We start from the raw sequence: 22,891 nt of genomic DNA, 5'->3' as shown, positions 1-22,891 counted from the left end.
GCTTTCCTAGTGTCCGCGCATTGATTTCAGGGTGTGACCATGACAAGCGACGACCGCATCAAACTTGACCCCAGCTGGAAGCAGGCACTGCGTGAGGAGTTCGAAAAGCCTTACATGGGCCAGTTGCGTGAGTTCCTGCGCCAGGAACATGCAGCAGGCAAGGAAATCTACCCGCCGGGCCCGCTGATTTTCAGCGCGCTGAATTCGACCCCGCTGGATAAGGTCAAGGTGGTGATTCTTGGGCAGGACCCGTACCACGGTCCGGGGCAGGCACACGGATTGTGTTTTTCGGTTCAACCGGGGGTGCCTGCGCCACCCTCGCTGGTGAACATTTATAAAGAGCTGAAGCGCGATCTGAATATTGATATCCCTCGCCACGGTCACTTGCAGTCCTGGGCCGATCAAGGCGTCTTGATGCTCAATACCACGCTGACCGTAGAGCGCGCCAACGCTGCGTCCCACGCCGGCAAAGGCTGGCAGCATTTCACCGATAAGGTCATCGAGACGGTCAGCGCCCAGCAGCCGCATCTGGTGTTCATGTTGTGGGGCGCCCATGCGCAGAGCAAACAGAAACTGGTCGATGCCACCAAACACCTTGTGCTGACGTCGGTGCATCCTTCGCCGCTGTCGGCCTATAAAGGCTTTCTGGGGTGTGGGCATTTCAGCAGGGCGAACAAGTATCTTGAGCAGAACGGTATGACGCCGATTGAGTGGCGATTGCCGCAGGATTGAGGTGCTGCTGCGTTACTCTGGAAATCGCGTTGTCTCGCGGCAAACACGATCCCTGTAGGAGTGAGCTTGCTCGCGATTCGGTTTCTTGGTCGGCGAATTTATCGACTGAACTCATGCTATCGCGAGCAAGGTGGAGCGCCACCCCGGTCATTCCTACGGAAAATCTCATGCGCCGGGTCGTTTGTTCCAATACCGAAAAATCGGCTCGGCCAAAAACAGTACAAACAACAATCTCATTACCTGCATCGCAGTCACCAAGGGTACTGATAGCTGCAGGACTTCGGCTGTCAGGCTCATTTCCGCAATGCCGCCAGGCATCATTCCCAGGGTCAACGAGCGCAAGTCGAGATGAGTCGCGGTGCTCAGGGCGAAAGCGGCGAGGGCTGCGATAAACATGGTCAGGGCAGTGCCGAGCAGTGTCCGGGCTATAAATGACGGTGCGCGGCGAAAGAACTGACGATTGAAGTGGCAACCCAGTCCGCTGCCGATCAACCACTGACCGGTCTGGCTGCTGCCGTCCGGCAGGCCAATATGCAGATCGAAGCTGACGCTGATGGCCGCACTGACCAGTAATGGCCCGAACAACCAGGGATTGGGCTGCTTCAACCGTTGCCAGAGCCAGGCCACCGCCGCACCCAGCGGGAACAATACCGCCAGCCACAGCCAGTTGACGCTTCCAGCGTGAACAATCGGCGTGCCTTCACCCATCAGGTATTTGAAGATGGCCGGGACGCAAAGCACCACCATCAATACCCGCAGGCTTTGCCCGGCGGCGACGCTACTGAGGATGGCGCCATTGCGTGAACCGAGGTTGACCATTTCCCCCGAGCCACCGGGCATGCTTGAAAAGAACGCCGTTGCGCGGTCCTCTCCGGTACGAAGCATGAGCCACACGCCCACCACACTGGAAATACTGGTGATCAGTGCCGCGAGAAAAATAAGACCGAAGTGCGCCAGGACTTGCTCGATCACGATAGGGGTGAAGTGCAAGCCAATACCAATGCCGACAATCCATTGGCCGCATTTGCGGCCGCCGGGAATTTCGGCCAGTTGCCAGGGCGTCAGGCACCGAACGAGGATGATCGCCAACAGCGAGCCGACCATCCAGGGAAGAGGCCAGCCGACCAGGCTGGCGAGGTAACCGCCAGCCAGGCCGACCAGCGGTGTTGCCCACCAGCTTTTGAAAGGTCGATCAGACACTGGTCGCTGCACTGCGTTGGGCATTGCGCTTGCGCCAGATACGGATAACCGGGAACAGCAGCATGACGATGGTCAGCGCCCAGACGCCCATGGTGATCGGGCTGGACCACAGAATCTCCATTGCACCGTTGGAAATGGACAGTGCGCGACGCAGGTTCTGCTCCATCAAACCGCCCAGGATGAAGCCCAGCAGGATTGGCGACAGCGGGAAATCCAGCTTGCGCAGGATGTAACCGAAGATGCCGATGCCGACCATCAGGAACAGGTCGAAGGTGGTGGCATGCACAGCATAGACGCCGATCCCGGTGATGATTGCAATCACAGGCACCAGTGCCCAGTTCGGCACATTGAGGATGCGCGTGAAGATGCGGATCATCGGAATGTTGAGGATCACCAGCATGATGTTGGCGATGAACAACGAAGCGATAAGGCCCCAGACGATGTCCGGTTGCTGTTGGAACAGCATGGGCCCCGGTGTGATGTTGTACAGCGACAATGCGCCGATCATCACCGCTGTGGTGCCCGAACCTGGAACCCCCAGTGTCAGCATGGGCACCAGAGCGCCGCACGCTGAAGCACCAATAGCCGTTTCAGGGGCGGCCAGACCGCGCATGTCGCCTTGGCCGAACTTGCCACTGGCACCAGCAATACGCTTCTCGGTCATGTACGCCACTGCGCTGGCCAGTGTTGCACCGGCACCCGGCAGTACGCCCATGATGAAACCCAGCAAGCCGCAGCGAATGTTCACCACGAACACCGAGCCCGCTTCCTTGAGGTTGAACATCATGCGGCCGGTGGCTTTTACCGCTTCCTGACCACGGTGGGTTTTTTCCAGCAGCAAGAGAATTTCGCTGATGGAAAACAGACCCAGTACCAACACCACAAACTGGATACCGTCAGTCAGGTGGATGTTGTCACCGGTGAAGCGGTATACGCCGCTGTTGGCATCGATCCCGACGGCCGACAGGAACAGACCGATCAAGGCGGCAATAAAGGTTTTGACGGGCCGGTCACCCGCCATGCCTCCAAGGCAGACAATGGCAAACACCATCAGCACAAAGTATTCCGCGGGTCCAAAGGCTATCGCCCATTTCGCCAGTAGCGGGGCGAACAGCACCATCCCGCAGGTGGCGATAAAGGCACCAATGAATGAGCTCCATGCCGACAGTGACAGGGCGACACCTGCCAGGCCTTGACGGGCCATTGGGTAGCCGTCGAGGGTGGTCATGACGGTCGATGCTTCGCCCGGAATGTTCAGCAGGATCGAACTGATCCGGCCGCCGTATTCACAGCCCAGATACACCGCTGCCAACAGGATCAGCGCCGATTCCGGCGGCAGGCCCAGAGCAAAGGCAATCGGGATCAACAACGCAACACCGTTGATCGGGCCCAGGCCCGGGAGCAGCCCGACCACCGTGCCGATCAGGGTTCCGGACAGTGCGGTAATGAGGTTGTAAGGAGTCAGTGCAACGCCGAAGCCCTGGCCCAGATAGCTGAAAGTATCCATTTATTAGTTCTCCAGAACGTCGAGCAGGCCCAGGGGCAACGGTACGTCCATGGCTTTATCGAAAAGCAGGTAAAGACCGACGCTCATCAGAATCACCACGATCACGCTGGGTACCCAGCGGCCGCCATACAGGCGTGCCATGGGGATGCCGATCAGAATGCTGCTGAGGATGAAGCCCAGTGGTTCGAAGGTGCCGGCAAAAATCAGCAGCAAGGCCACGCATGCGACGATCTTGACGATGGTGTCGCGATCCAGCGCGGGCTCTTCTTCGGTGTGCACAATGGCGGCCGGGCGGAACAGCATGTAAAGCAAGGCCAGGCTCATCAACCCCAGCATCAGCAGGGGAAAAGCCCGGGGACCAACCGGCTCGTAGGAGAACGGCGCCTGATAGGGCCAGGCCATGACTGCCAGACCGGCGCAAACCAGCAGCAGTACAGCGGCAAAAATACGTTGGATCACCATGGTGAAAGCTCCCGGGTTGCGCTGCCGCGCAGGCAGCTGCAACCACTAGTCAGTCAATCGATCACTGAATCAGGCCGAATTCCTTGGCCAGGGTCTTGTAGTCAGCAACCTGCTTCTTCACGTAGGTGTCCAGCTCGGCACCGGTCATGGCGAAGGGGAACAGTTCACGCTGGTCACGCAGCTTGGCGAACTCTTCCGAAGCCAGCAGTTTGTCGAACGCTGCTTTCCACCAGTCGTACTCTGCGTCGGTGACTTTTGGCCCCAGGTAGAAGCCGCGAACCACGGGCCAGACGATGTCGTAGCCTTGCTCTTTGGCGGTCGGAATGTTCTTCATTTCCGGCTCATCCAGGCGCTTCTCGGAGAACACGGCCAGCAGGCGCATGTCGCCACTGAGGATATGCGGCATGGAGTCGGAAATGTCAGTACTGCCCACCTGGATGTGGCCGCCGAGCAGTGCGGTAGCGATTTCACCGCCGCCTTCGAGGGCGACATAACGCAAGTCGCGCGGGTTGATCCCGGCAGCCTTGGCGATCAGTGCGGTTTGCATCCAGTCCTGGCTACCGACTGTGCCGCCGGAGCCGATCACGACTTTGCTTGGGTCAGCCTTGAGCGCCTTGACCAGATCGTCGAGGGTTTTGTAAGGCGAATCGCTCTTCACTGCGATGGCCCCGTAGCTGGTTCCCACTGCGGCCAGCCAGCGCACAGCGCCCTCGTCAAAACGGCCGAACTTGCCTTGCGCCAGATTCAACAGCGAACCGCTTGACCACGCCACCAACGTGCCCGCGTCAGCAGGACGCTGTGCTACGACCGCGTTATAAGCCACAGCGCCAACCCCACCGGGCATGTAGGTCACACGCATCGGTTTGGTAAGGATTTTCTCGTTGATCAGTGCGCTCTGGACCAGTTTGCAGGTCAGGTCGAAGCCGCCACCGGGCGAGGCTGGGGCGATACATTCAGGGCGCTTGGGTTCGTCGGCCGCGAACAACTGCGTGGCGAGCATCATGCAGCCAGCAGCCAGTGCGAAGCGACGCAAGGATAAAGTCATGGTCAGTCTCCAGATTTTTGTTTTTGGGGGTGGAACGGTGTTCGGTCCGGTTTTACAGGCGGCCACAAGGGGGGCACGCCAGTAAGCGGCTTCATCGCAGTGAATGAATATCGAAAGGCAACGAGAATGCGCCCGCAATTAAATGCGTGCAGCGGCCGGTCAAGGCGAAAGCGTCAGGATGGGAATTGCAGACGGGCGAGATGGCCCTGGACATTGGCTGTGTCATGATCGACTCCATTCTTGTTCTTATTGTGAAAGCACATCATGGTGCTTTTCTTTACGGCCGCTGAAACGGCACGTTTTGTCGCTAAACAGCCCGATGCTAACCATCGAAACTTTCATAAACCTTTCAGCTACCTTTCAATGACCCTATAAATTGCGCTTAGAACTGTTTCAGTACTTCACAGCCCGTGGCGCGCCTGTAAACTCCGGGCTCCACAAAAGCCACGCACTCAGGAGAAGTCGATGCGTGTTCTTCTCGTCGAAGATCATCTGCAATTAGCCGAAAGCGTTGCCCAGGCCCTTAAAGGGGCCGGGTTGACCGTCGATGTATTGCACGATGGTGTGGCGGCTGATCTGGCGTTGAGCAGCGAAGAATATGCTGCGGTGATTCTCGATGTCGGCCTGCCGCGCATGGATGGCTTTGAAGTACTGGCGCGGCTGCGCGGGAGGGGCAAGAATCTGCCTGTCCTGATGCTGACTGCGCGCAGTGACGTGAAGGATCGCGTTCATGGCCTCAATCTCGGGGCTGACGATTATCTGGCCAAACCGTTTGAGCTTTCCGAGCTGGAAGCCCGGGTCAAAGCCTTGCTGCGCCGCAGCGTGCTGGGTGGCGAACGGCAGCAGCGTTGCGGTGTGCTGGCTTACGATCTGGATACCCGACGATTCACTCTGGGCGATGAGTTGCTGACCCTGACCTCTCGGGAGCAGGCAGTGCTTGAAGCGCTTATTGCCCGGCCGGGCAGGGTGATGAGCAAGGAGCAGGTGGCCTCTCAGGTGTTTGGCCTGGATGAGGAAGCCAGTGCCGACGCGATCGAAATCTATGTGCATCGACTGCGTAAAAAACTCGACGGCCATCCAGTGGCGATCGTGACCTTTCGCGGCCTTGGCTATTTGCTGGAAAGCCGCGATGAGCAGCCATAACAGCCTGCGCTGGCGGTTACTGTGGAATCTGGGCGTATTGCTCACCGTCCTGATGCTGGCCAGCGGGCTCAGCGCTTACTGGAATGGCCGGGAAGCAGCTGACATTGCCTATGACCGAACCTTGCTGGCATCGGCGCGAACGATTGCTGCGGGTGTTTCCCAGCGTGATGGAACCCTGAGTGCCGATGTGCCTTATATCGCTCTGGACACCTTCGCTTACGACAGCGCGGGTCGCATCTATTACCAGGTCAATGACATCAACCGAAAGCTGATTTCCGGCTATGAAAATCTGCCGCCTCCGCCTCCCGGTACGTTGCGCACCGATGATTACCCGGCGCTGGCGAGCTTCTATACCGCTCGCTATCAAGGACAATCGGTACGAGTGGTCAGTCTGCTCAAGCCGGTCAGCGAGCCAAACATGAACGGCATGGCCGAGATTCGCGTTGCCGAGACCGAAGAAGCCCGTGTCAGCATGGCGCGCAGTTTGATGGCCGATACGCTGTTGCGTCTGGGCATGCTGGGTGCCGGTGCGTTACTGCTCGTATGGTTCACGGTCAGTGCTGCGCTGCGGCCTCTGGAGCGCTTGCGTACTGAAGTTGAATCACGTCAGCCCGATGATTTGCGTGCCTTGCCGTTGGTCGAGGTCCAGCACGAGCTGCATCCACTGGTTAACGCGCTTAATCACTTTACCGAGCGTCTGCGTCAGCAATTCGAGCGACAGGCACAATTTATCGCTGATGCCGCCCATGAGTTGCGTACCCCTTTGGCAGCGCTTAAAGCACGGGTCGAGCTTGGGCTGCGTGATCCAGAACCCGCACATTGGCGTACGACGCTTGAAGCGGCGGCACAGGGCACTGATCGCCTGACTCATCTGGCCAATCAGTTGTTGTCGCTGGCACGCATTGAGAATGGCGCGCGCGCCATTGCGGAAGGTGGGGCGCAGACGCTGGATCTGAGCCAGTTGGCTCGCGAACTGGGCATGGCGATGGCGCCGCTGGCCCACGCTCACGGAGTCTCCCTCGCTCTTGAAGCGGATGAACCGGTCTGGCTGCGGGGGGAGCCGACACTGCTTAACGAGCTGCTGAGCAATCTTATCGATAACGCGCTGGCGCACACGCCTTCGGGCGGTAACGTGATCCTGCGGGTCAGTGCGCCGGGCGTACTTGAAGTTGAGGATGATGGTCCGGGCATTCCCGAGGCTGAGCGCAGTCGCGTCTTCGAGCGCTTCTACCGCAGCCGTCAGCAAGGGAAAGGATCGGGTCTTGGATTGGCGATTGTCGGCGAGATATGCCGTGCGCATCTGGCGCAGATCAGCCTTCATGACGGCGTTGCTGGTGGGTTGAAGGTGCGGGTGAGTTTTATAGCGGCGCAGTAGGCTTTGAGCCATTGGCAAATCTGTTGGAGTGGGCGGCATTGCGACCTGCTCGCGATAAATGATAACGCGGTATGTCTCCAGGCTGCGTCTCATGCATCGCGGGCAAGCCACGCTCCCACATAGACCGCGCTATTCCGTAGGACCGGCCGGGCGGCGTTCCGCTTTAGCCGGGAGGAAGTCCGAATGTTCGCTAAATTTTCTTTGGCGACATACCGCTCTCCCGGCTAAAGCGGAACGCCGCCCGGCCGGTCCTACAAGATCAAGAACTCGCTTGCAGGCAAACATAGAATCTCCCACAGGTTTGATGTGATCCCGCGATCGGATGAGCGTGAGGTCCGGCACCTGTTACCTGTCAGACATGCCGGTATCGCGTTCCTAGTAAAGCATCATCTTCGCTTCATCCATTTCGGCACCCAAAGTTCCGCCGCTCGTGTCCAGCCCCAGTTGATGAAACGCCGGAAGGCTGCTCAACTCGATCTGGCTGTAAGGGTGGCTGGTGCCCTGATAGATGTGTACGGTCGCGATTTGCACCAGATCGATGTAATCCGCTGATTGCGATACGCGGGTGAAGTCCTGGAAGCTTCCGGGGACGGAGGCCAGCATGTCGGGAAAATCCCACGAGCGCAGCAGCCGTTCGCCAATGACCGGGTGGATGGACTCGATGACATGGTTGAGGCTGACCGGATCAGCCAGCAGTTCGAAGTGATCTTCGGCGTAGGTCAGGATCGGCAGTACGCCGATCAGATGGATCAACCCGGCGAGCGTTGCCTTGTCTGGCTTGAGTGACGGGCGACGATAGCTCAGTGCATAGCTGATGCCTGCGACTTGCAGGCTTTGTTTCCATATCTCGCGCAACTTGCGTTCAACCACTTCAGACTTGGCGTGGAACATTTGTTCCACCACCAGCCCAATGGCCAGGTTGCAGGTGTAGTTCACACCCAGGCGGGTAATCGCCGTATTAACGTCGCTGACTTCAAAGTTCGGGCGCAGCAGGGGGCTGTTCACCACCTTGATCAAGCGTGCTGAAAGCGCGGTATCGCTGCCAATTACCCGGCTCAGCTCGGCAACGCTGATTTCGGTATTTTCGGCAGCCAGGCGAATCTTTAATGCTACTTCCGGAAGGGTAGGCAAGAACAAGGCGTCTCTATCGATCGCCTTGATCAAGTTCCTTTGCACCTCTTCAGCCATCTCGCTCATGTCGCATCTCGTAGACGTTTGGGTAGTCCCGTGCCTCTTCTTACCTGGGGTGCGAGGAGGCGGGACAGATATGCAGACATTTCCAGCGTGAAGGTGTTCGTCAGGTTCAGCGCTGTGTCTCGAGTTTGCTGTCCAGCGTGTACGGCAATTCAGCCAGTTGCAGGGCTGGACCTTCCGGTGAGCCGAGCTGGATCTGGGCATTTTCCACGGCATCGGCTTGAAGCACCGCCAGCAGTTCTATGCCAGTTTCAGCTCTGGCCGCCATGACGACATTACCGACGGCGCTGGCATGTACCGGGGAAAACAGCGCCGCGCCTGGCTCTGGAAGTTCCTGGCCATCAAACGTCAGCCGATAAAGGCGGCGTTTGAGTTTGCCGAGATACTGCATGCGCGCGACGATTTCCTGACCTGTGTAGCAGCCTTTTTTGAAGCTCACGCCGCCAACCGCCTGCAGGTTGAGCATTTGCGGAATGAACTCTTCGCGGGTAGCGCCGAACACCTGGCCGATACCGGCGCGGATTTGACCCAACTGCCAATCGTTAAGCGAGCCTTCGTCCAGCTGCGCGGCCAGACGTGACTGAACGTCGCTGGCGTGATCGGCCCGCACCCATAGCTCCGCTCGGGCAGGGGAGACTCGAATCGCAATCAGGTCATTGGCACGGACTACCGAATCAGTCTCTTGCGCGAGATCAAGGCCAAGATTGACCAGAGCACCGTCACCGTTATGCAGGCCGAATCGCACCCAGGAGGCGCTTTCATCGGTGAGCTTCGATTTGGAGAAGACGGCGTATTTTTTCAGATCAGCCAGTTGTGGCTCGATCAGCTCGCTGGCCATCGCCAGCAGGCAGCCATCGCCTTCGAGCAGAATGCGAAAGCTCGATTGCATGCGGCCCTTTTGCGTGCAGCGTGCACCCAGAGTGGCTTTGGTATCACTCAGGTAATCGAGGTTGCAGGTCAATTGGCCCTGCAGGAATTTGCTGGCATCGACGCCGCGGACGGCGAGAACACCTTCATGGGAAAGCGGGCAGTAGAAAGCTGTATCGGCCATGAGTCATCGCAACGGAAAAAAGTCTGGGGCACATGATAGTGCCGAGTCCGGAGAATAGGTACATGAAAACTACTGCGACCATTGCGAGGTTCGCTCATGTGGCCTGCGGTTGTATACTCGCCGCCTATTTTGAGGAGCGCTCCATGGTCGAAGACGTCGAACTCAACCGCCTTTACTGGCACAGCCGCCGCGGCATGCTTGAACTGGATGTGCTGCTGGTACCGTTTGTCCGGGAAGTTTACCCGACGCTCAATGATGTCGACCGCGATCTGTATCGCCGCCTGCTGACTTGCGAAGACCAGGACATGTTTGGCTGGTTCATGCAGCGTGGCGAATCCGAAGATGCAGAGTTGCAGCGCATGGTTCGCATGATTCTGGATCGTGTCCAGCCAAAGTGACCGTTTTGAATGCCACTGGCGTGCCTCGCGTGCACTGTTGGTGGCGTATGGCATTGCTCAACTACTGGCGCTGATCGCTCTTTATATGCTCGCCGTGCCAGGCTGGGCGTTGGCGCTAGGCCTGATGCTGTGTGTAGCCCATGGCATTTATGTGTTATCCGGCTCAATTCTGCTGAGTAGCGCCACTGCCTTTACCGGGCTGCGGCGCAATGCTGAAGGCTGGCAGTTGTGGAATCAGCGCAATGGCTGGCAATCCGTGCAGTTGTGCCGCGACAGCATGGCGCTGCCTCTGATCGTCGTGCTGCGCTTTCGCCTTGCGGATGAAAGTCGCAGCAGATGGCGGATGACGCGCGGTCTGTGCATACCTCGTGACGCAATGGAGCCGGATATTCACCGGCGCCTGCGGCTACGACTGAAATTCAGTCGACGTAGGTGGGCGGCACCAGAATAGTGTCAAGCGCCTCGGGCAGCATGTCCGGGTAATCCAGCGTGTAGTGCAAGCCGCGAGACTCCTTGCGCGCCATGGCTGACCTGATCATCAGCTCGGCGACCTGCGCTAGGTTGCGCAACTCAATGAGGTCTCTTTTGACAGAAGAACTCACCATGGCTACGGACTACACCCCGCGCAGATCCTACCTTTTGACCAGGGAGCACCGAGAGCCAAGAGCGACTTGATCGTCAGCTCTCAATTTTCCCTGGTAAAGTAGACCTTACGTCTGGCTCCATTAGAAAGAAGAGAACATTTGATCCTGTTCCCCTGTAACCTATGCCTTTCACTGGGAACCGCTGAGGCAACCTTACACGGGCCTGAGGTCCACCGTGTATGACTCGATGCTCGTGGGGGCTTAACTCAAAGACTCTTAATGAATATCTTTTATCACTGCTATGTATCAGTCGTTGATCTCGTCATCAGAAATGATCTTTAAGCTACTTCGAAGTAGGCGTGAGTCTTGTGATCATTTCCGCTTTCATGCTCGCGTTTTCTCTCAGTCACCCTCAAGGGCGATCTCGAATGAGTTTTTTGTCCGTCATTGAAGGTCTGGATGCTCAGGGATATATAACGGCCGTCGAGAAATCCGTGAAAGATACCCCGAGATCTGCCTGTGATGTCTTTGACTCAATCTCTTTTTTCTCCTATTTTTTGTGGTTGTGAAGATGCTGCATAGTTTGTGAATGCTCATGTTTTACGCTTTAAAGTTGACTTTTGGAAGAGCTCCTGAGTTCACTTGGTTTGATTTAAATAAGCTTTTCAATTTATTAGGTTTCGCGTGGGGTGAATACTTATGTGAATGCATGGATCGATTTTGTCACGTTCTTCTTGCCGTCGCTCACGATAATGGCGCTGCCCTAGAGTACCTTTCAGTCTAGGTTCGTTATTGGTTGGGCCTCCAAGCTTGGCGGTACCGTTCAGGTCAATCGTTGGTCCTCTGCCCTTAACTGCGTGCCACGGTCGTGCTCACTGATCGTGTCCGCTTGAGATTGCTGAGATATCCGATCGACAGCATTCGCTGGGCATTGTAATATCAGTCACTAATGACATTCTCGAAAGTAAAAAATATGGCTCGGAAAATAGCTCCTTCTATCACTAACTTAGATAAATCAAATATCGGTATTGATGAACTGCCAAAGGCTGGGGAGGAGGTTAGGTACTCCATAGGTTTAGTCAGGCAGGGGGAACATCGATTCTATACGCTATCTATGCCTTCTAATGTGCTTGCTGCGTGTGCGTTCGCAACAACAAAAGATGAAAGCTCCCAGTCAGGATTTCAGCGCGTGCTGGATTTAAAAAGAGCGCAAGATATTGCAGAGTATGTCGATAAAGGTGGGAGTATACCAAGTTCGGTGGTTCTTTCGGCGCAGAGAGACTCAAACTTCAGAAGCGTGGATCGTTCAAAAACCGCCGCATTTAATTTTGGGCCTCACTCTTTTCTCATAATCGACGGGCAGCATCGCGTATTTGGGTTTTCTATGGCGAAAACAGCAATTCGAGTGCCAGTCGTGATTTATGATAATTTAAGCAAAGAGGAAGAGGCAAAGCTTTTTATTGATATAAATACAAAGCAAAGACCTGTACCTAAAGAGTTGCTTCTTGCTATCAAAAGCCTCGCGCGCGACGAGACAGATATCGAGGCGATTCTTGGGAGGGTCTTCGATCTTTTTCACGAGGACTCAAAAAGCGCACTGCTCGGTCTGACAAGTAGTACAAAGAAATCAGCTCAAAAAATAGACCGCGTTACATTCAATGCTGGGCTCAGGCAACACCTTGGATATTTCTCTGGGAAGGATGCTGGTTATATGTATTCTATTTGGAATCCTTATTTCCATGCGGTAATGAGTGGTCTAATTAACAAGGGCGCTGAAAAAGCCATTGCGAAAAAAACTACTTTTCGGGCGTTTTGTGAAATATTTCCAGATGTGGTGCAGCGAGTACAGGATAGACATCGGGCGAAATATACGGCTGATAATTTTTATGATGTGATTTCTCCTATTTTCACAATGGCCTCAACCAACTTTACTTCTCCGAGATCATCTTTGACAGAGTTTGCTATTGATCTTAAGAAAAAGATGCGAGCAGGGCTGTCACTATAAATGACCTTGACGATAAGATCTAGAGAGACGTGGCTGAAAGGTATTTTGGCGCCTAAGCTTAAAATAGATGAGCCTATAAGGAATTGGCTTGCTCATGGGAGTTGGATACCGCAAGCTGGAATGACGAACAAAAAGCTTGTCGGAGAAATATATAGCACGGAACATCTGTCTGATTATTTTGCTAGTGAAGTGATCAAGCTCTCCATAGCTGCGATGAGTAGTGCGATCCATATAGAAAATAATACTGCAGATAAGAGATCCAGTGCATGGCAGTTGGTACGATATTATTATTCAGCTTACTACGCGGCGAATGCGCTTATGCGTCTGAGTGGACATGCATGCACCAATCTCGGCGCAATAGATTGCACTTCGATTAATACACTTGCGGGGCTTTACAGTGTTGGCGGGAATACTACGAAAGATAAGTTGAGTGGTGGGGTGTTTCATTTGAAAATTAATGCAGGTCCGCCAAGTAGTTTTAGGCTGAGTATTGCTCCTGGCAAAGGAGTTCATGTGCAGCTTTGGCTTGTTTTTCTGGAGTACTTGAAGGATCTCAAGGCGCAGATCAAGCTAAGTCCTGCTCCAAAGGTGGATATCGCTAAAGCTATACGAGAAGTTGAATCTCTTGAAAGAGAGTTTCTTCGTGAAGGTGGAGGATGGCTTTCTGATGTGAGAAACGCGGTCAACTATAGATTTGAGCACGGCGCTTGGTATCCCTTTGACCCTTCGAGTGTCGACAGGGCTGAGCTTCGAAGCAGCTTTAAGGTCAATGCCCTTGGTGGAACAATATTCTCTCCATCGGCGGGAGCTGATCATGAGTTAACGCGGGCTGTTCGGGTGTGTGGATTTCTGGTTGGCTGGCTGACTGACTCCCTTGTGATAATGGGATCCACTGCACGAGATGGAAAAAAGACGTTGATTACGCAGGGTGTATTAGAGCTTTCGTCCAAAATATAGTGCCCCTGCTGAAGGCTGCCGTTATCGCATTCTATAAGTACAAGCTTAGGATTCAATTATATGCTGCATATGAACTCTGGCTGTTGAAATGAGTGCCCCAAGGGGGGGCTGCGGATATCTGACGGAAAAATCTAAGCGACTACCTCATCGACTTTACTCACCTAGTTTCCCCTGTATGCCCTTGCAGAGGTCCGCTCAGGAGCGATCGCGATAAGGGGCATCGCAGGCGTACTATAAGGACTCTAGAGGCTGAGAAAACTGAGCGCCGAACTTTTTAAAGGCGATCGAGCGGTGTACGGCAGGAGCTTCTGCGTGCCTCATTTTTTTGGTGTAAGGATCGTATCCTTCGCCTTTGGCAGCATGTCTGGATAGTCCAGCGTGTAATGGAGGCCGCGAGACTCTTTGCGCTCCATGGCTGACCTGATCATCAGTTCGGCGACCTGTGCAAGATTCCTCAGTTCGATAAGGTCTCTGCTGACTTTGTAGTTGCTGTAGAACTCATCGATTTCATCAAGCAGCAGGCGCACTCGGTGTTGAGCGCGCTGCAAACGCTTGTTGGTTCTTACGATCCCCACGTAGTCCCACATGAAGCGCCGCAGCTCATCCCAGTTGTGAGCGATGATCACGTCTTCGTCGGAGTCGGTCACCTGGCTGGCATCCCACATCGGCAAAGGCGCAACGTCCGGGATCTGCGGCAGTTGTTCGAGAATGTCTGCCGCCGCCGAGCGGGCGTAGACGAAGCACTCAAGCAGCGAGTTACTTGCCATGCGATTGGCACCGTGCAAACCCGTGCAACTGGTTTCGCCAATCGCGTACAGGTTGGGTACGTCGGTACGACCGCGATAATCCACAATCACGCCGCCACAGGTGTAATGCGCGGCGGGTACCACCGGGATCGGCTGGCGGGTGATGTCGATGGCGAACTCCAGGCAACGTTCATAGACCGTCGGGAAATGACCCTTGATGAAGGCTTCAGGCTTATGGCTGATGTCCAGATAGACGCAATCGATGCCAAGGCGCTTCATCTCGTGGTCGATGGCGCGGGCGACGATGTCTCGAGGGGCCAGTTCGGCACGGGGATCGAAGCGTTGCATGAAGCGTTCGCCGTTGGGCAGTTTGAGGTGGGCGCCTTCACCACGTAGCGCTTCAGTTACCAGGAAGCTTTTGGCCTGCGGGTGATAGAGGCAGGTAGGGTGAAACTGGTTGAATTCCAGATTGGCTACCCGGCAACCAGACCGCCAGGCCATGGCGATACCATCACCGCACGCGCCATCCGGGTTACTGGTGTAGAGGTAGACTTTGGCTGCGCCGCCGGAGGCCAGGACAGTGAAGCGTGCACCATAAGTGTCGACTTCGCCGCTGCTGCGATTGAGTACATAGGCGCCGAGGCAGCGTTGTCCGTCCAGGCCAAGGCGGCGTTCAGTGATCAGGTCGATGGCGACCCTTTGTTCGAGTAATTCGATATTGGGTCGTGATCTGGCCTGCTCCAGCAATGTCGTGAAAATTGCTGCGCCAGTGGCATCTGCCGCGTGAATGATGCGCCGATGACTGTGACCACCCTCACGGGTCAGATGGAATTCGAAGCCGGTGTCTTCAGGGCTCGAATGGTCTTCGCGAGTGAAGGGGACGCCTTGATCGATAAGCCACTGAATCGCTTCGCGACTGTGTTCGACGGTAAAACGCACCGCGTCTTCATTGCACAGTCCGCCGCCTGCATCGAGCGTGTCCTCTACATGGGATTGCACCGTGTCGCTTTGATCGAGAACTGCCGCAACGCCGCCCTGAGCCCAGAACGTAGAGCCATTGGCCAGCTCACCCTTGCTCAGAACCGCGATGCGTAAATGAGCAGGTAATGTCAGTGCGAGGCTCAAGCCTGCTGCGCCGCTGCCGATCACTAGTACGTCGTGTTGAAAATGTTTGCTCATCTATGAATTCCGCACGCTGCGGCCACTAGTATAAGTAAGGGTGTAGCGGCACAATAGCCGCGCCTTTATGGCAATGTGGAACTATGAAGGGCCCGGATTGTGCTCCAGTCCGTGTCTGAATGCATACCGTTTAGCGTCAGTTGGGTCGTAGATTGCTGAATGCTGCGGCTATCTTCCTACGTACGGAGTGTTATTGGTCTCACAACTGCTATCGAACTTCGGGAACTTTTTATGATCACTCGGGTTCAATAGCTGGTTGCCTGTAGAGGGACGGCGTCGGCTTTGAGTGGGCTGATCAAGCTATCACCAGCGAATTCGACGACTAGATTATTCGCGCAGCCGACATGGTTCGAGCTGCGTTTTTCCGTGCGGACCATTGAGCGTCCACAGGAAACTTGCCTGGAGGGGAGAACTTTTGCGAGATGCCCGAGTCTATGTATGCAAGCCGACAGACTGGCTGGTACAGCGCTCCTTCAAGCTTCATGAGGAGTGTTCATGCTAACCCAGGAAGAAGATCAGCAGCTGGTCGAGCGCGTTCAGCGTGGCGACAAGCGAGCTTTTGATCTGTTGGTGCTGAAGTATCAGCACAAGATTCTCGGGTTGATCGTGCGTTTCGTGCACGACACCCATGAAGCTCAAGACGTAGCGCAAGAGGCTTTTATCAAGGCTTATCGTGCGCTCGGAAACTTTCGCGGTGACAGCGCCTTTTATACGTGGCTGTACCGCATCGCCATTAACACGGCGAAGAACTATCTGGTGTCGCGCGGTCGGCGACCACCTGATAGCGATGTAAGGTCTGAAGACGCGGAGTTCTACGATGGCGATCACGGCCTCAAGGACATCGAGTCGCCGGAGCGTGCATTGTTAAGGGATGAGATCGAGGGAACTGTCCATCGAACTATCCAGCTTCTCCCGGAAGATTTACGTACTGCCCTAACTTTACGTGAGTTCGACGGTCTGAGTTACGAAGACATTGCCAGCGTCATGCAATGTCCGGTGGGTACCGTACGTTCTCGGATTTTCCGGGCTCGGGAAGCCATCGATAAAGCCCTGCAGCCGTTGTTGCAGGAATCCTGAGACAGCGGCGATAGCCAAGAGAGGAACCGCCATGAGTCGTGAAGCCCTGCAGGAATCGCTGTCCGCAGTGATGGATAACGAAGCGGACGAACTGGAATTACGTCGGGTACTGAATGCCATTGACGATGCGGATACACGCGCCACATGGTCGCGTTATCAAATTGCTCGTGCAGCGATGCACAAAGAGCTGTTGATCCCTCACTTGGATATCACGGCTGCAGTTTCTGCCGCGATCGCCGATGAAGTCAGCCCGTTGAAAGCTGCTCGTGGTCCATGGCGTAGCCTGGGTCGTCTGGCAGTTGCAGCGTCGGTTACCGTAGCGGTATTGGCTGGTGTACGTTTGTACAATCAGGACGACATCGCCGGTGCACAGCTTGCACAACAGGCTCCACAGCCTGCCAGCATGTCTGTACCGCAAGTGAAAGGTCCGGCCGTACTGGCTGGCTACACTGAGAGCAGCGAGCCTGCGCAAGGCCCGATGGTCAATGGTGTTTTGCAAGGTCAGTCCGGGCAGGACCAGCGTCTGCCAGGTTACTTGCGTCAACATGCTCAGCAAGCTGCGTTGAAAGGCACTGAAAGCGCTCTGCCTTACGCACGTGCTGCAAGCCTGGAAAACCGTTAAGGAGGATCATGCGCGCCATCCCTCTATTGCCTTTGTTGCTTGGTGGATGGCTTGTCCTCCCCGCTCACGCCGATGAAGCGCAAGATTCGCTAAAGCGTCTTGCGCAGGCTGAGCAGCAGCAAAGCTTTCAAGGTACCTTCGTTTACGAACGAAACGGTAGTTTCTCCACTCACCGAATCTGGCATCGGGTCACCGATGGCAAGGTTCGTGAGCGTCTGCTTCAACTGGACGGTTCTGCTCAGGAAGTGTTGCGCGTTGATGGGATAACCCAATGCGTCAGCGGCACTCTCGAGGCTGGAGTGTCTAATGTCCCCGATTCTGCAGTTCATGCATACGATGCTAAAAAGCTCTCTGCCTGGTACGACATGAAAGTTGTCGGTACCTCTCGTGTGGCGGGCCGTGCGGCAAAAATCATTGCCTTGAGCCCTAAAGATCAGCATCGCTACGGCATCGAACTACACCTCGATGATGAAACCGGTTTGCCTCTCAAATCGTTGTTGTTGAGCGAAAAAGGGCAACTACTGGAGCGTTTTCAATTCACCGAATTCGATACTGCCAGCGTCCCTGATGATCATGCGTTGCAAGCCAGTGCTGATTGCAAAGCAGTGGACGTCGCCAAGTCCAGGCCTGAAGCTTCGAAAAATCCGGCACCTTGGCATCTGGAGTGGATGCCGCCTGGTTTTGAACTCAGCAGCAGTGCAGTCCGTAAAGACCCGGCTACCAGCGTCCAGGTCAGTAACCTGATGTATGACGACGGTATTGCCCGGTTTTCGGTTTTCGTAGAGCCAATCAGTGGCGCTGCGGTGACTGATACGCGTACCCAGCTTGGTCCTACGGTGGCCGTGTCTCGTCGATTGACGACACCTAAAGGCGATGTGTTGGTGACGGTGGTCGGTGAAGTGCCCATCGGTACCGCTGAGCGAGTGGCGCTTTCGCTACGCAGCACCGATCTGCAAGCCAGCAAGAAGTAGGTCGTAAAAGTGCTGGTTCGAGCCCAAGATGTAGAAGGTTTCATCTTGGGCTCGGCAAGCCGCACAGCAAGCCTTTGCAGGATTTCTGGTCAGTTCGCCGAAATGTTTGGTGAGGTTTCCAGGTTGCAAAAACTCTCGTTTTTTTCTATAGGTCACAGCCTTGCAGCTCTGGCCTTTGTTGTTTCCGGGTCAGGGAAATGGCTGCTGGAAATATGCACTCGGTCGAGTGCCATGGACGCAGGCTCATTGGGCCTTTCGGTCTGTACTGCTTAACTCTGCTCGTTGTGAACGGGAGCCGTATGTCTATACCAAGCTTGAAATCCTATCTTTCACTATTTGCTGCCGTGCTGATGCTCGGGCAAGTCGTCTCCGCTCAGGCCGAGTCGCTGCCGGACTTCACCACGCTCGTAGAGCAAGCCTCGCCGGCCGTCGTGAATATCAGTACCCGGCAGAAAATGCCCGAGCGTTCGGTCGCCCAGAATCAAATGCCTGACCTTGAAGGCCTGCCGCCGATGTTGCGCGAGTTTCTTGAGCGCAGCGTTCCGCCTGGCTCCCGTCCGCCTGGTTCGGGTCGTGGAGATCGTCAGCGTGAAGCGCAATCTCTAGGCTCCGGGTTCATTATCTCGGCTGATGGTTATGTGTTGACCAATAACCACGTGATCGACGGCGCTGACGAGATTCTGGTTCGTCTGTCCGATCGCAGCGAACTCAAAGCCAAGCTGGTTGGCACTGATCCACGTACTGACGTGGCGGTATTGAAGATCGAAGGCAAAGACCTGCCAACCGTCAAACTCGGCAACTCCGAGAAACTGAAGGTCGGCGAGTGGGTGCTGGCGATCGGTTCGCCGTTCGGTTTTGACCATTCCGTGACCAAAGGTATCGTCAGCGCCAAGGGCCGTAGTCTGCCTAACGACACATACGTGCCGTTCATCCAGACCGACGTGGCGATCAACCCGGGTAACTCCGGTGGTCCGCTGTTCAACATGGCGGGCGAGGTGGTCGGCATCAACTCGCAGATTTTCACTCGCTCCGGTGGCTTCATGGGGCTGTCGTTCGCGATTCCTATCGACGTAGCGCTGGATGTTGCCAATCAGATCAAGGCCAGCGGCAAGGTAAACCGTGGCTGGCTGGGGGTTGTGATTCAAGAGGTCAACAAAGACCTGGCTGAATCCTTCGGTCTGGACAAGCCTGCCGGTGCACTGGTTGCGCAAGTCCTCGACAATGGTCCGGCTGCGAAGGGTGGCCTGCAGGTGGGCGACGTGATCCTGAGTGCCAATGGCACGCCTATCGTGATGTCGGCTGATTTGCCGCACCTGATTGGCAATCTCAAAGATGGCAGCAAGGCTGAGTTGGGTATTATTCGCGACGGTAAACGCCAGACCCTGAACGTCACCGTAGGTGCGTTGCCTGACGAAGGTCAGGAAATGGGCGCCGGGGATGCTGCTGGCGCCGAGCGCAGCAGCAATCGTCTGGGTGTATCGGTTGTGGACTTGACCGCTGAGCAGCAGAAGACGCTTGAACTCAAGGGTGGTGTCGTCATCAAGGAAGTGACCGACGGTCCGGCGGCTCTCATCGGCTTGCAGGCTGGCGATGTGATTACCCACTTGAACAATCAGGCCATCAGCTCGGCGAAGAACTTCACCGAAATTGCCAAAGGCTTGCCGAAGAATCGCTCGGTTTCCATGCGCGTACTGCGTCAGGGGCGTGCGAGCTTCATCACCTTCAAGCTGGCTGAATAGTCGGGTCGATCAGCGAAAAGGGCGGTGCTTACCGCCCTTTTTTGTGCGCGGTGTGCGCTCTAATGTTGATCCTGTCGCCGCTGAACGTGACGCCCAAGCGTTAGTTCAGGTACAATTCCCGGCTATTTTTCGGCGGGCAATCTGCCTGCAACCTTTTTGAGTGTTGATCCGTGAGTGATTTGAGTCATATCCGTAATTTCTCCATCATCGCCCACATTGACCATGGCAAGTCGACGCTGGCCGACCGCTTCATTCAAATGTGCGGCGGCTTGTCCGAGCGTGAAATGGAAGCTCAGGTACTTGACTCCATGGATCTCGAGCGTGAGCGCGGGATCACCATCAAGGCCCACAGCGTTACGCTGCACTACAAGGCCAATGACGGTAAAACCTACCAGCTGAACTTCATCGACACCCCGGGTCACGTCGACTTCACCTATGAAGTCAGCCGTTCCCTGGCCGCGTGCGAAGGTGCGTTGCTGGTTGTGGATGCCGGTCAAGGCGTTGAGGCACAGTCTGTTGCCAACTGCTACACCGCCATCGAGCAGGGCCTTGAGGTCATGCCGGTCCTGAACAAGATGGACTTGCCGCAGGCCGATCCGGACCGCGTCAAGGACGAAATCGAGAAGATCATCGGCATTGACGCCACCGATGCCGTGGCGTGCAGCGCCAAGAGCGGCATGGGCGTTGCTGAGGTACTGGAGCGTCTGGTTCACACCATTCCTGCACCTACCGGCAACATCGAAGATCCGCTGCAAGCGTTGATCATCGACTCGTGGTTCGACAACTACCTGGGCGTTGTCTCCCTGGTGCGTGTCCGTCACGGCCGGGTGAGAAAGGGCGACAAGATCCTCGTGAAGTCCACCGGCAAGATGCACCTGGTCGACAGCGTGGGCGTTTTCAGCCCCAAGCACACCGCCACCGTTGACCTGAAAGCCGGCGAAGTAGGTTTCATCATCGCCGGCATCAAAGACATTCACGGCGCGCCGGTCGGTGACACGCTGACGTTGAGCACCACGCCGGATGTTGAAGTCCTGCCCGGTTTCAAACGCATTCAGCCGCAGGTTTACGCTGGTCTGTTCCCGGTCAGCTCCGATGACTTTGAAGACTTCCGCGAAGCGCTGCAAAAGCTGACGCTGAATGACTCGTCCTTGCAGTATTCGCCAGAAAGCTCTGACGCACTGGGCTTCGGCTTCCGTTGCGGCTTCCTCGGCATGCTGCACATGGAGATCATCCAGGAGCGTCTGGAGCGCGAGTACGATCTGGACCTGATCACCACAGCGCCGACGGTTATCTTCGAGCTGTTGCTCAAGACCGGTGAAACGATTTATGTCGATAACCCGTCCAAGCTTCCAGACCTTTCCGCTGTAGAAGACATGCGCGAACCTATCGTTCGGGCAAATATTCTTGTGCCGCAGGAACACCTTGGTAACGTCATTACTCTGTGTATCGAGAAGCGTGGTGTTCAGCACGACATGCTGTTCCTTGGTACTCAGGTGCAAGTGACCTACGATTTGCCGATGAACGAAGTGGTTCTGGACTTCTTCGACCGTCTCAAATCGGTAAGCCGTGGTTATGCATCGCTGGACTATCATTTCGACCGTTATCAGTCCGCGAATCTGGTGAAGCTGGACGTCCTGATCAACGCCGAGAAGGTCGATGCACTGGCGCTGATCGTGCACCGTGACAACGCGGCTTACAAAGGCCGTGCGTTGACCGAGAAAATGAAAGAGCTGATTCCTCGGCAGATGTTCGACGTAGCGATTCAGGCTGCCATTGGTGGTCAGATCATTGCGCGTACGACCGTCAAGGCACTCAGAAAGAACGTATTGGCCAAATGTTACGGCGGCGACGTCAGCCGGAAACGTAAATTGCTTGAGAAGCAAAAGGCCGGTAAGAAACGCATGAAGCAGGTCGGCAACGTGGAAATTCCACAAGAAGCTTTCCTTGCAGTGCTCAGGTTGGAATAGTCAGGTCCTATGTCACTAAATTTCCCGCTGTTGCTGGTCATCGCTGTATTCGTCTGCGGTTTGCTGGCGTTGCTTGATCTGGTCATCCTGGCTCCTCGTCGCCGGACTGCCATCACAACGTATCAAGGCAGTGTCAGCCAGCCGGATGTTGCGGTGGTAGAGCGCCTGAACAAGGAACCTTTGCTGGTTGAATACGGCAAATCGTTCTTCCCGGTACTGTTCATCGTCCTGGTGCTGCGTTCGTTTCTGGTCGAGCCGTTTCAGATACCCTCCGGGTCGATGATTCCGACGCTGCGGGTAGGTGACTTCATCCTGGTGAACAAGTTCTCTTACGGGATTCGCTTGCCGGTCATCGATGAGAAAGTGATCTCGATCGGCGAACCGAAACACGGTGACGTTATGGTGTTCCGCTACCCGAGCGACCCGAGCGTCAACTACATCAAGCGTGTAATCGGTTTACCGGGTGACCGGATCCGCTACACCGGTGACAAGAAGCTTTTCATCAACGGTGAGCTGGTTGCCAAGCAACTGATCGGTACTGAGCCCGGAACTCTGGGCAGTGCAGAGCTGTACAGCGAGAAGCTGGGTGAAGTCGAGCATCAGATCCGTCAGGAAATGACTCGTTACCGTGCGCAGCCTGACCACGAGTGGACAGTGCCGGCCGGCCATTACTTCATGATGGGCGACAACCGCGACAACTCCAACGACAGCCGCTACTGGGATGATCCCAATATTCCCAAGGATGAGCTGGGTATGGTTCCGGACAAGAACATCGTCGGCAAAGCCTTTGCCGTATGGATGAGCTGGCCTGAGCCAAAACTGAGTCACTTCCCTAACTTCTCGCGGGTTGGGTTGATAAAGTAATCAATACGGCGCTGTTTTCTACAGCGCCGTATGTCATTTGGGTTGCTCGAAAAATGTGCTGCGACTGGTGGGA

General features: G+C 55.6%; 20 protein-coding genes and 1 pseudogene. 13 read left to right on the top strand and 8 right to left on the bottom strand.

Annotated features, from left to right (window positions below):
- The first annotated feature begins 39 nt into the window (after positions 1-39).
- On the top strand, positions 40-732 hold the full coding sequence (ung, locus tag AO242_RS09770) for a uracil-DNA glycosylase (protein WP_099268541.1): 693 nt from the start codon (positions 40-42) through the stop codon (positions 730-732).
- Positions 733-897: 165 nt separating this feature from the next.
- Here the strand turns inward: ung and AO242_RS09765 are convergent, their stop codons facing one another.
- The 4 genes from AO242_RS09765 to AO242_RS09750 all read right to left on the bottom strand — a co-directional run bounded on the left by AO242_RS09765 (position 898) and on the right by AO242_RS09750 (position 4,952).
- Positions 898-1,932 (bottom strand): AbrB family transcriptional regulator, encoded by a 1,035-nt coding sequence (locus tag AO242_RS09765; RefSeq protein ID WP_099268607.1) that lies wholly within the window; start codon positions 1,930-1,932, stop codon positions 898-900.
- Positions 1,925-3,439: a tripartite tricarboxylate transporter permease gene (locus AO242_RS09760; protein ID WP_027899762.1), complete on the bottom strand. Its 1,515-nt coding sequence runs from the start codon at positions 3,437-3,439 to the stop codon at positions 1,925-1,927. The genes AO242_RS09765 and AO242_RS09760 overlap by 8 nt, the downstream gene beginning before the upstream one ends.
- A 3-nt stretch (positions 3,440-3,442) precedes the next feature.
- Positions 3,443-3,901, bottom strand: a complete 459-nt coding sequence (locus AO242_RS09755) for a tripartite tricarboxylate transporter TctB family protein (RefSeq protein WP_027899763.1) — start codon at positions 3,899-3,901, stop codon at positions 3,443-3,445.
- A 61-nt stretch (positions 3,902-3,962) separates the two neighbouring features.
- Positions 3,963-4,952: a Bug family tripartite tricarboxylate transporter substrate binding protein gene (locus AO242_RS09750; RefSeq protein WP_164581656.1), complete on the bottom strand. Its 990-nt coding sequence runs from the start codon at positions 4,950-4,952 to the stop codon at positions 3,963-3,965.
- Positions 4,953-5,411: 459 nt separating this feature from the next.
- Between AO242_RS09750 and AO242_RS09745 the strand changes: the two genes are divergently transcribed.
- Together AO242_RS09745 and AO242_RS09740 are read left to right on the top strand one after the other, a co-directional pair.
- Positions 5,412-6,089: a response regulator gene (locus tag AO242_RS09745; RefSeq protein WP_027899765.1), complete on the top strand. Its 678-nt coding sequence runs from the start codon at positions 5,412-5,414 to the stop codon at positions 6,087-6,089.
- The gene (locus AO242_RS09740; protein ID WP_027899766.1) at positions 6,076-7,464 is read left to right on the top strand and encodes a sensor histidine kinase; all 1,389 of its coding nucleotides are present in this window, start codon (positions 6,076-6,078) and stop codon (positions 7,462-7,464) included. Before AO242_RS09745 ends, AO242_RS09740 begins: the two co-directional genes overlap by 14 nt.
- A gap of 375 nt (positions 7,465-7,839) precedes the next feature.
- On the opposite strand, the gene AO242_RS09735 is transcribed toward AO242_RS09740, so the two are convergent.
- Both AO242_RS09735 and ygfZ read right to left on the bottom strand, forming a co-directional pair.
- Complete coding sequence (locus tag AO242_RS09735) at positions 7,840-8,661, bottom strand: HDOD domain-containing protein (protein ID WP_099268540.1); 822 nt, start codon at positions 8,659-8,661, stop codon at positions 7,840-7,842.
- 106 nt (positions 8,662-8,767) lie between these two features.
- Positions 8,768-9,709, bottom strand: coding sequence for a CAF17-like 4Fe-4S cluster assembly/insertion protein YgfZ (gene ygfZ / locus AO242_RS09730; protein WP_099268539.1), 942 nt, complete (start codon positions 9,707-9,709; stop codon positions 8,768-8,770).
- A gap of 143 nt (positions 9,710-9,852) precedes the next feature.
- Here ygfZ and AO242_RS09725 point away from each other — a divergent pair, with 143 nt between their 5' ends.
- Together AO242_RS09725 and AO242_RS09720 are read left to right on the top strand one after the other, a co-directional pair.
- On the top strand, positions 9,853-10,107 hold the full coding sequence (locus AO242_RS09725; RefSeq protein ID WP_027899769.1) for an FAD assembly factor SdhE: 255 nt from the start codon (positions 9,853-9,855) through the stop codon (positions 10,105-10,107).
- On the top strand, positions 10,091-10,558 hold the full coding sequence (locus AO242_RS09720) for a protein YgfX (RefSeq protein WP_099268538.1): 468 nt from the start codon (positions 10,091-10,093) through the stop codon (positions 10,556-10,558). Before AO242_RS09725 ends, AO242_RS09720 begins: the two co-directional genes overlap by 17 nt.
- On the opposite strand, the pseudogene AO242_RS09715 reads toward AO242_RS09720, so the two are convergent.
- A pseudogene (locus AO242_RS09715) lies at positions 10,527-10,697 on the bottom strand (L-aspartate oxidase); the annotation flags it as partial. The gene AO242_RS09720 and the pseudogene AO242_RS09715 overlap by 32 nt on opposite strands.
- 967 nt (positions 10,698-11,664) lie before the next feature.
- Here AO242_RS09715 and AO242_RS09710 point away from each other — a divergent pair.
- Together AO242_RS09710 and AO242_RS09705 are read left to right on the top strand one after the other, a co-directional pair.
- Positions 11,665-12,696 (top strand): DGQHR domain-containing protein, encoded by a 1,032-nt coding sequence (locus AO242_RS09710; RefSeq protein ID WP_176560599.1) that lies wholly within the window; start codon positions 11,665-11,667, stop codon positions 12,694-12,696.
- Between the two features lie 120 nt (positions 12,697-12,816).
- Positions 12,817-13,653: a hypothetical protein gene (locus tag AO242_RS09705; RefSeq protein ID WP_141562200.1), complete on the top strand. Its 837-nt coding sequence runs from the start codon at positions 12,817-12,819 to the stop codon at positions 13,651-13,653.
- A 317-nt stretch (positions 13,654-13,970) separates the two neighbouring features.
- On the opposite strand, the gene nadB is transcribed toward AO242_RS09705, so the two are convergent.
- On the bottom strand, positions 13,971-15,578 hold the full coding sequence (nadB, locus tag AO242_RS09700; protein ID WP_099268535.1) for an L-aspartate oxidase: 1,608 nt from the start codon (positions 15,576-15,578) through the stop codon (positions 13,971-13,973).
- 495 nt (positions 15,579-16,073) lie between these two features.
- On the opposite strand from nadB, the gene rpoE reads away from it, so the two are divergent.
- The 6 genes from rpoE to lepB all read left to right on the top strand — a co-directional run bounded on the left by rpoE (position 16,074) and on the right by lepB (position 22,818).
- The gene (gene rpoE / locus AO242_RS09695; RefSeq protein WP_020288878.1) at positions 16,074-16,655 is read left to right on the top strand and encodes an RNA polymerase sigma factor RpoE; all 582 of its coding nucleotides are present in this window, start codon (positions 16,074-16,076) and stop codon (positions 16,653-16,655) included.
- A 31-nt stretch (positions 16,656-16,686) separates the two neighbouring features.
- On the top strand, positions 16,687-17,277 hold the full coding sequence (locus AO242_RS09690) for a sigma-E factor negative regulatory protein (protein ID WP_027899772.1): 591 nt from the start codon (positions 16,687-16,689) through the stop codon (positions 17,275-17,277).
- A gap of 8 nt (positions 17,278-17,285) precedes the next feature.
- Positions 17,286-18,248 (top strand): MucB/RseB C-terminal domain-containing protein, encoded by a 963-nt coding sequence (locus tag AO242_RS09685; protein WP_099268534.1) that lies wholly within the window; start codon positions 17,286-17,288, stop codon positions 18,246-18,248.
- Between the two features lie 350 nt (positions 18,249-18,598).
- On the top strand, positions 18,599-19,987 hold the full coding sequence (locus AO242_RS09680; protein WP_373562208.1) for a DegQ family serine endoprotease: 1,389 nt from the start codon (positions 18,599-18,601) through the stop codon (positions 19,985-19,987).
- Positions 19,988-20,157: 170 nt separating this feature from the next.
- Complete coding sequence (gene lepA, locus AO242_RS09675; protein WP_027899775.1) at positions 20,158-21,954, top strand: translation elongation factor 4; 1,797 nt, start codon at positions 20,158-20,160, stop codon at positions 21,952-21,954.
- 9 nt (positions 21,955-21,963) lie between these two features.
- Positions 21,964-22,818 (top strand): signal peptidase I, encoded by an 855-nt coding sequence (gene lepB / locus AO242_RS09670; protein ID WP_027899776.1) that lies wholly within the window; start codon positions 21,964-21,966, stop codon positions 22,816-22,818.
- Positions 22,819-22,891 lie beyond the last annotated feature (73 nt).

The sequence above is a fragment of the Pseudomonas sp. ICMP 561 genome (genome assembly GCF_002699985.1).
In the GTDB taxonomy this organism is placed as follows: domain Bacteria; phylum Pseudomonadota; class Gammaproteobacteria; order Pseudomonadales; family Pseudomonadaceae; genus Aquipseudomonas; species Aquipseudomonas quasicaspiana.
The sequence above is the reverse complement of the archived record's forward strand: the minus strand, read 5'-3'. Positions and strand labels throughout refer to the sequence as shown.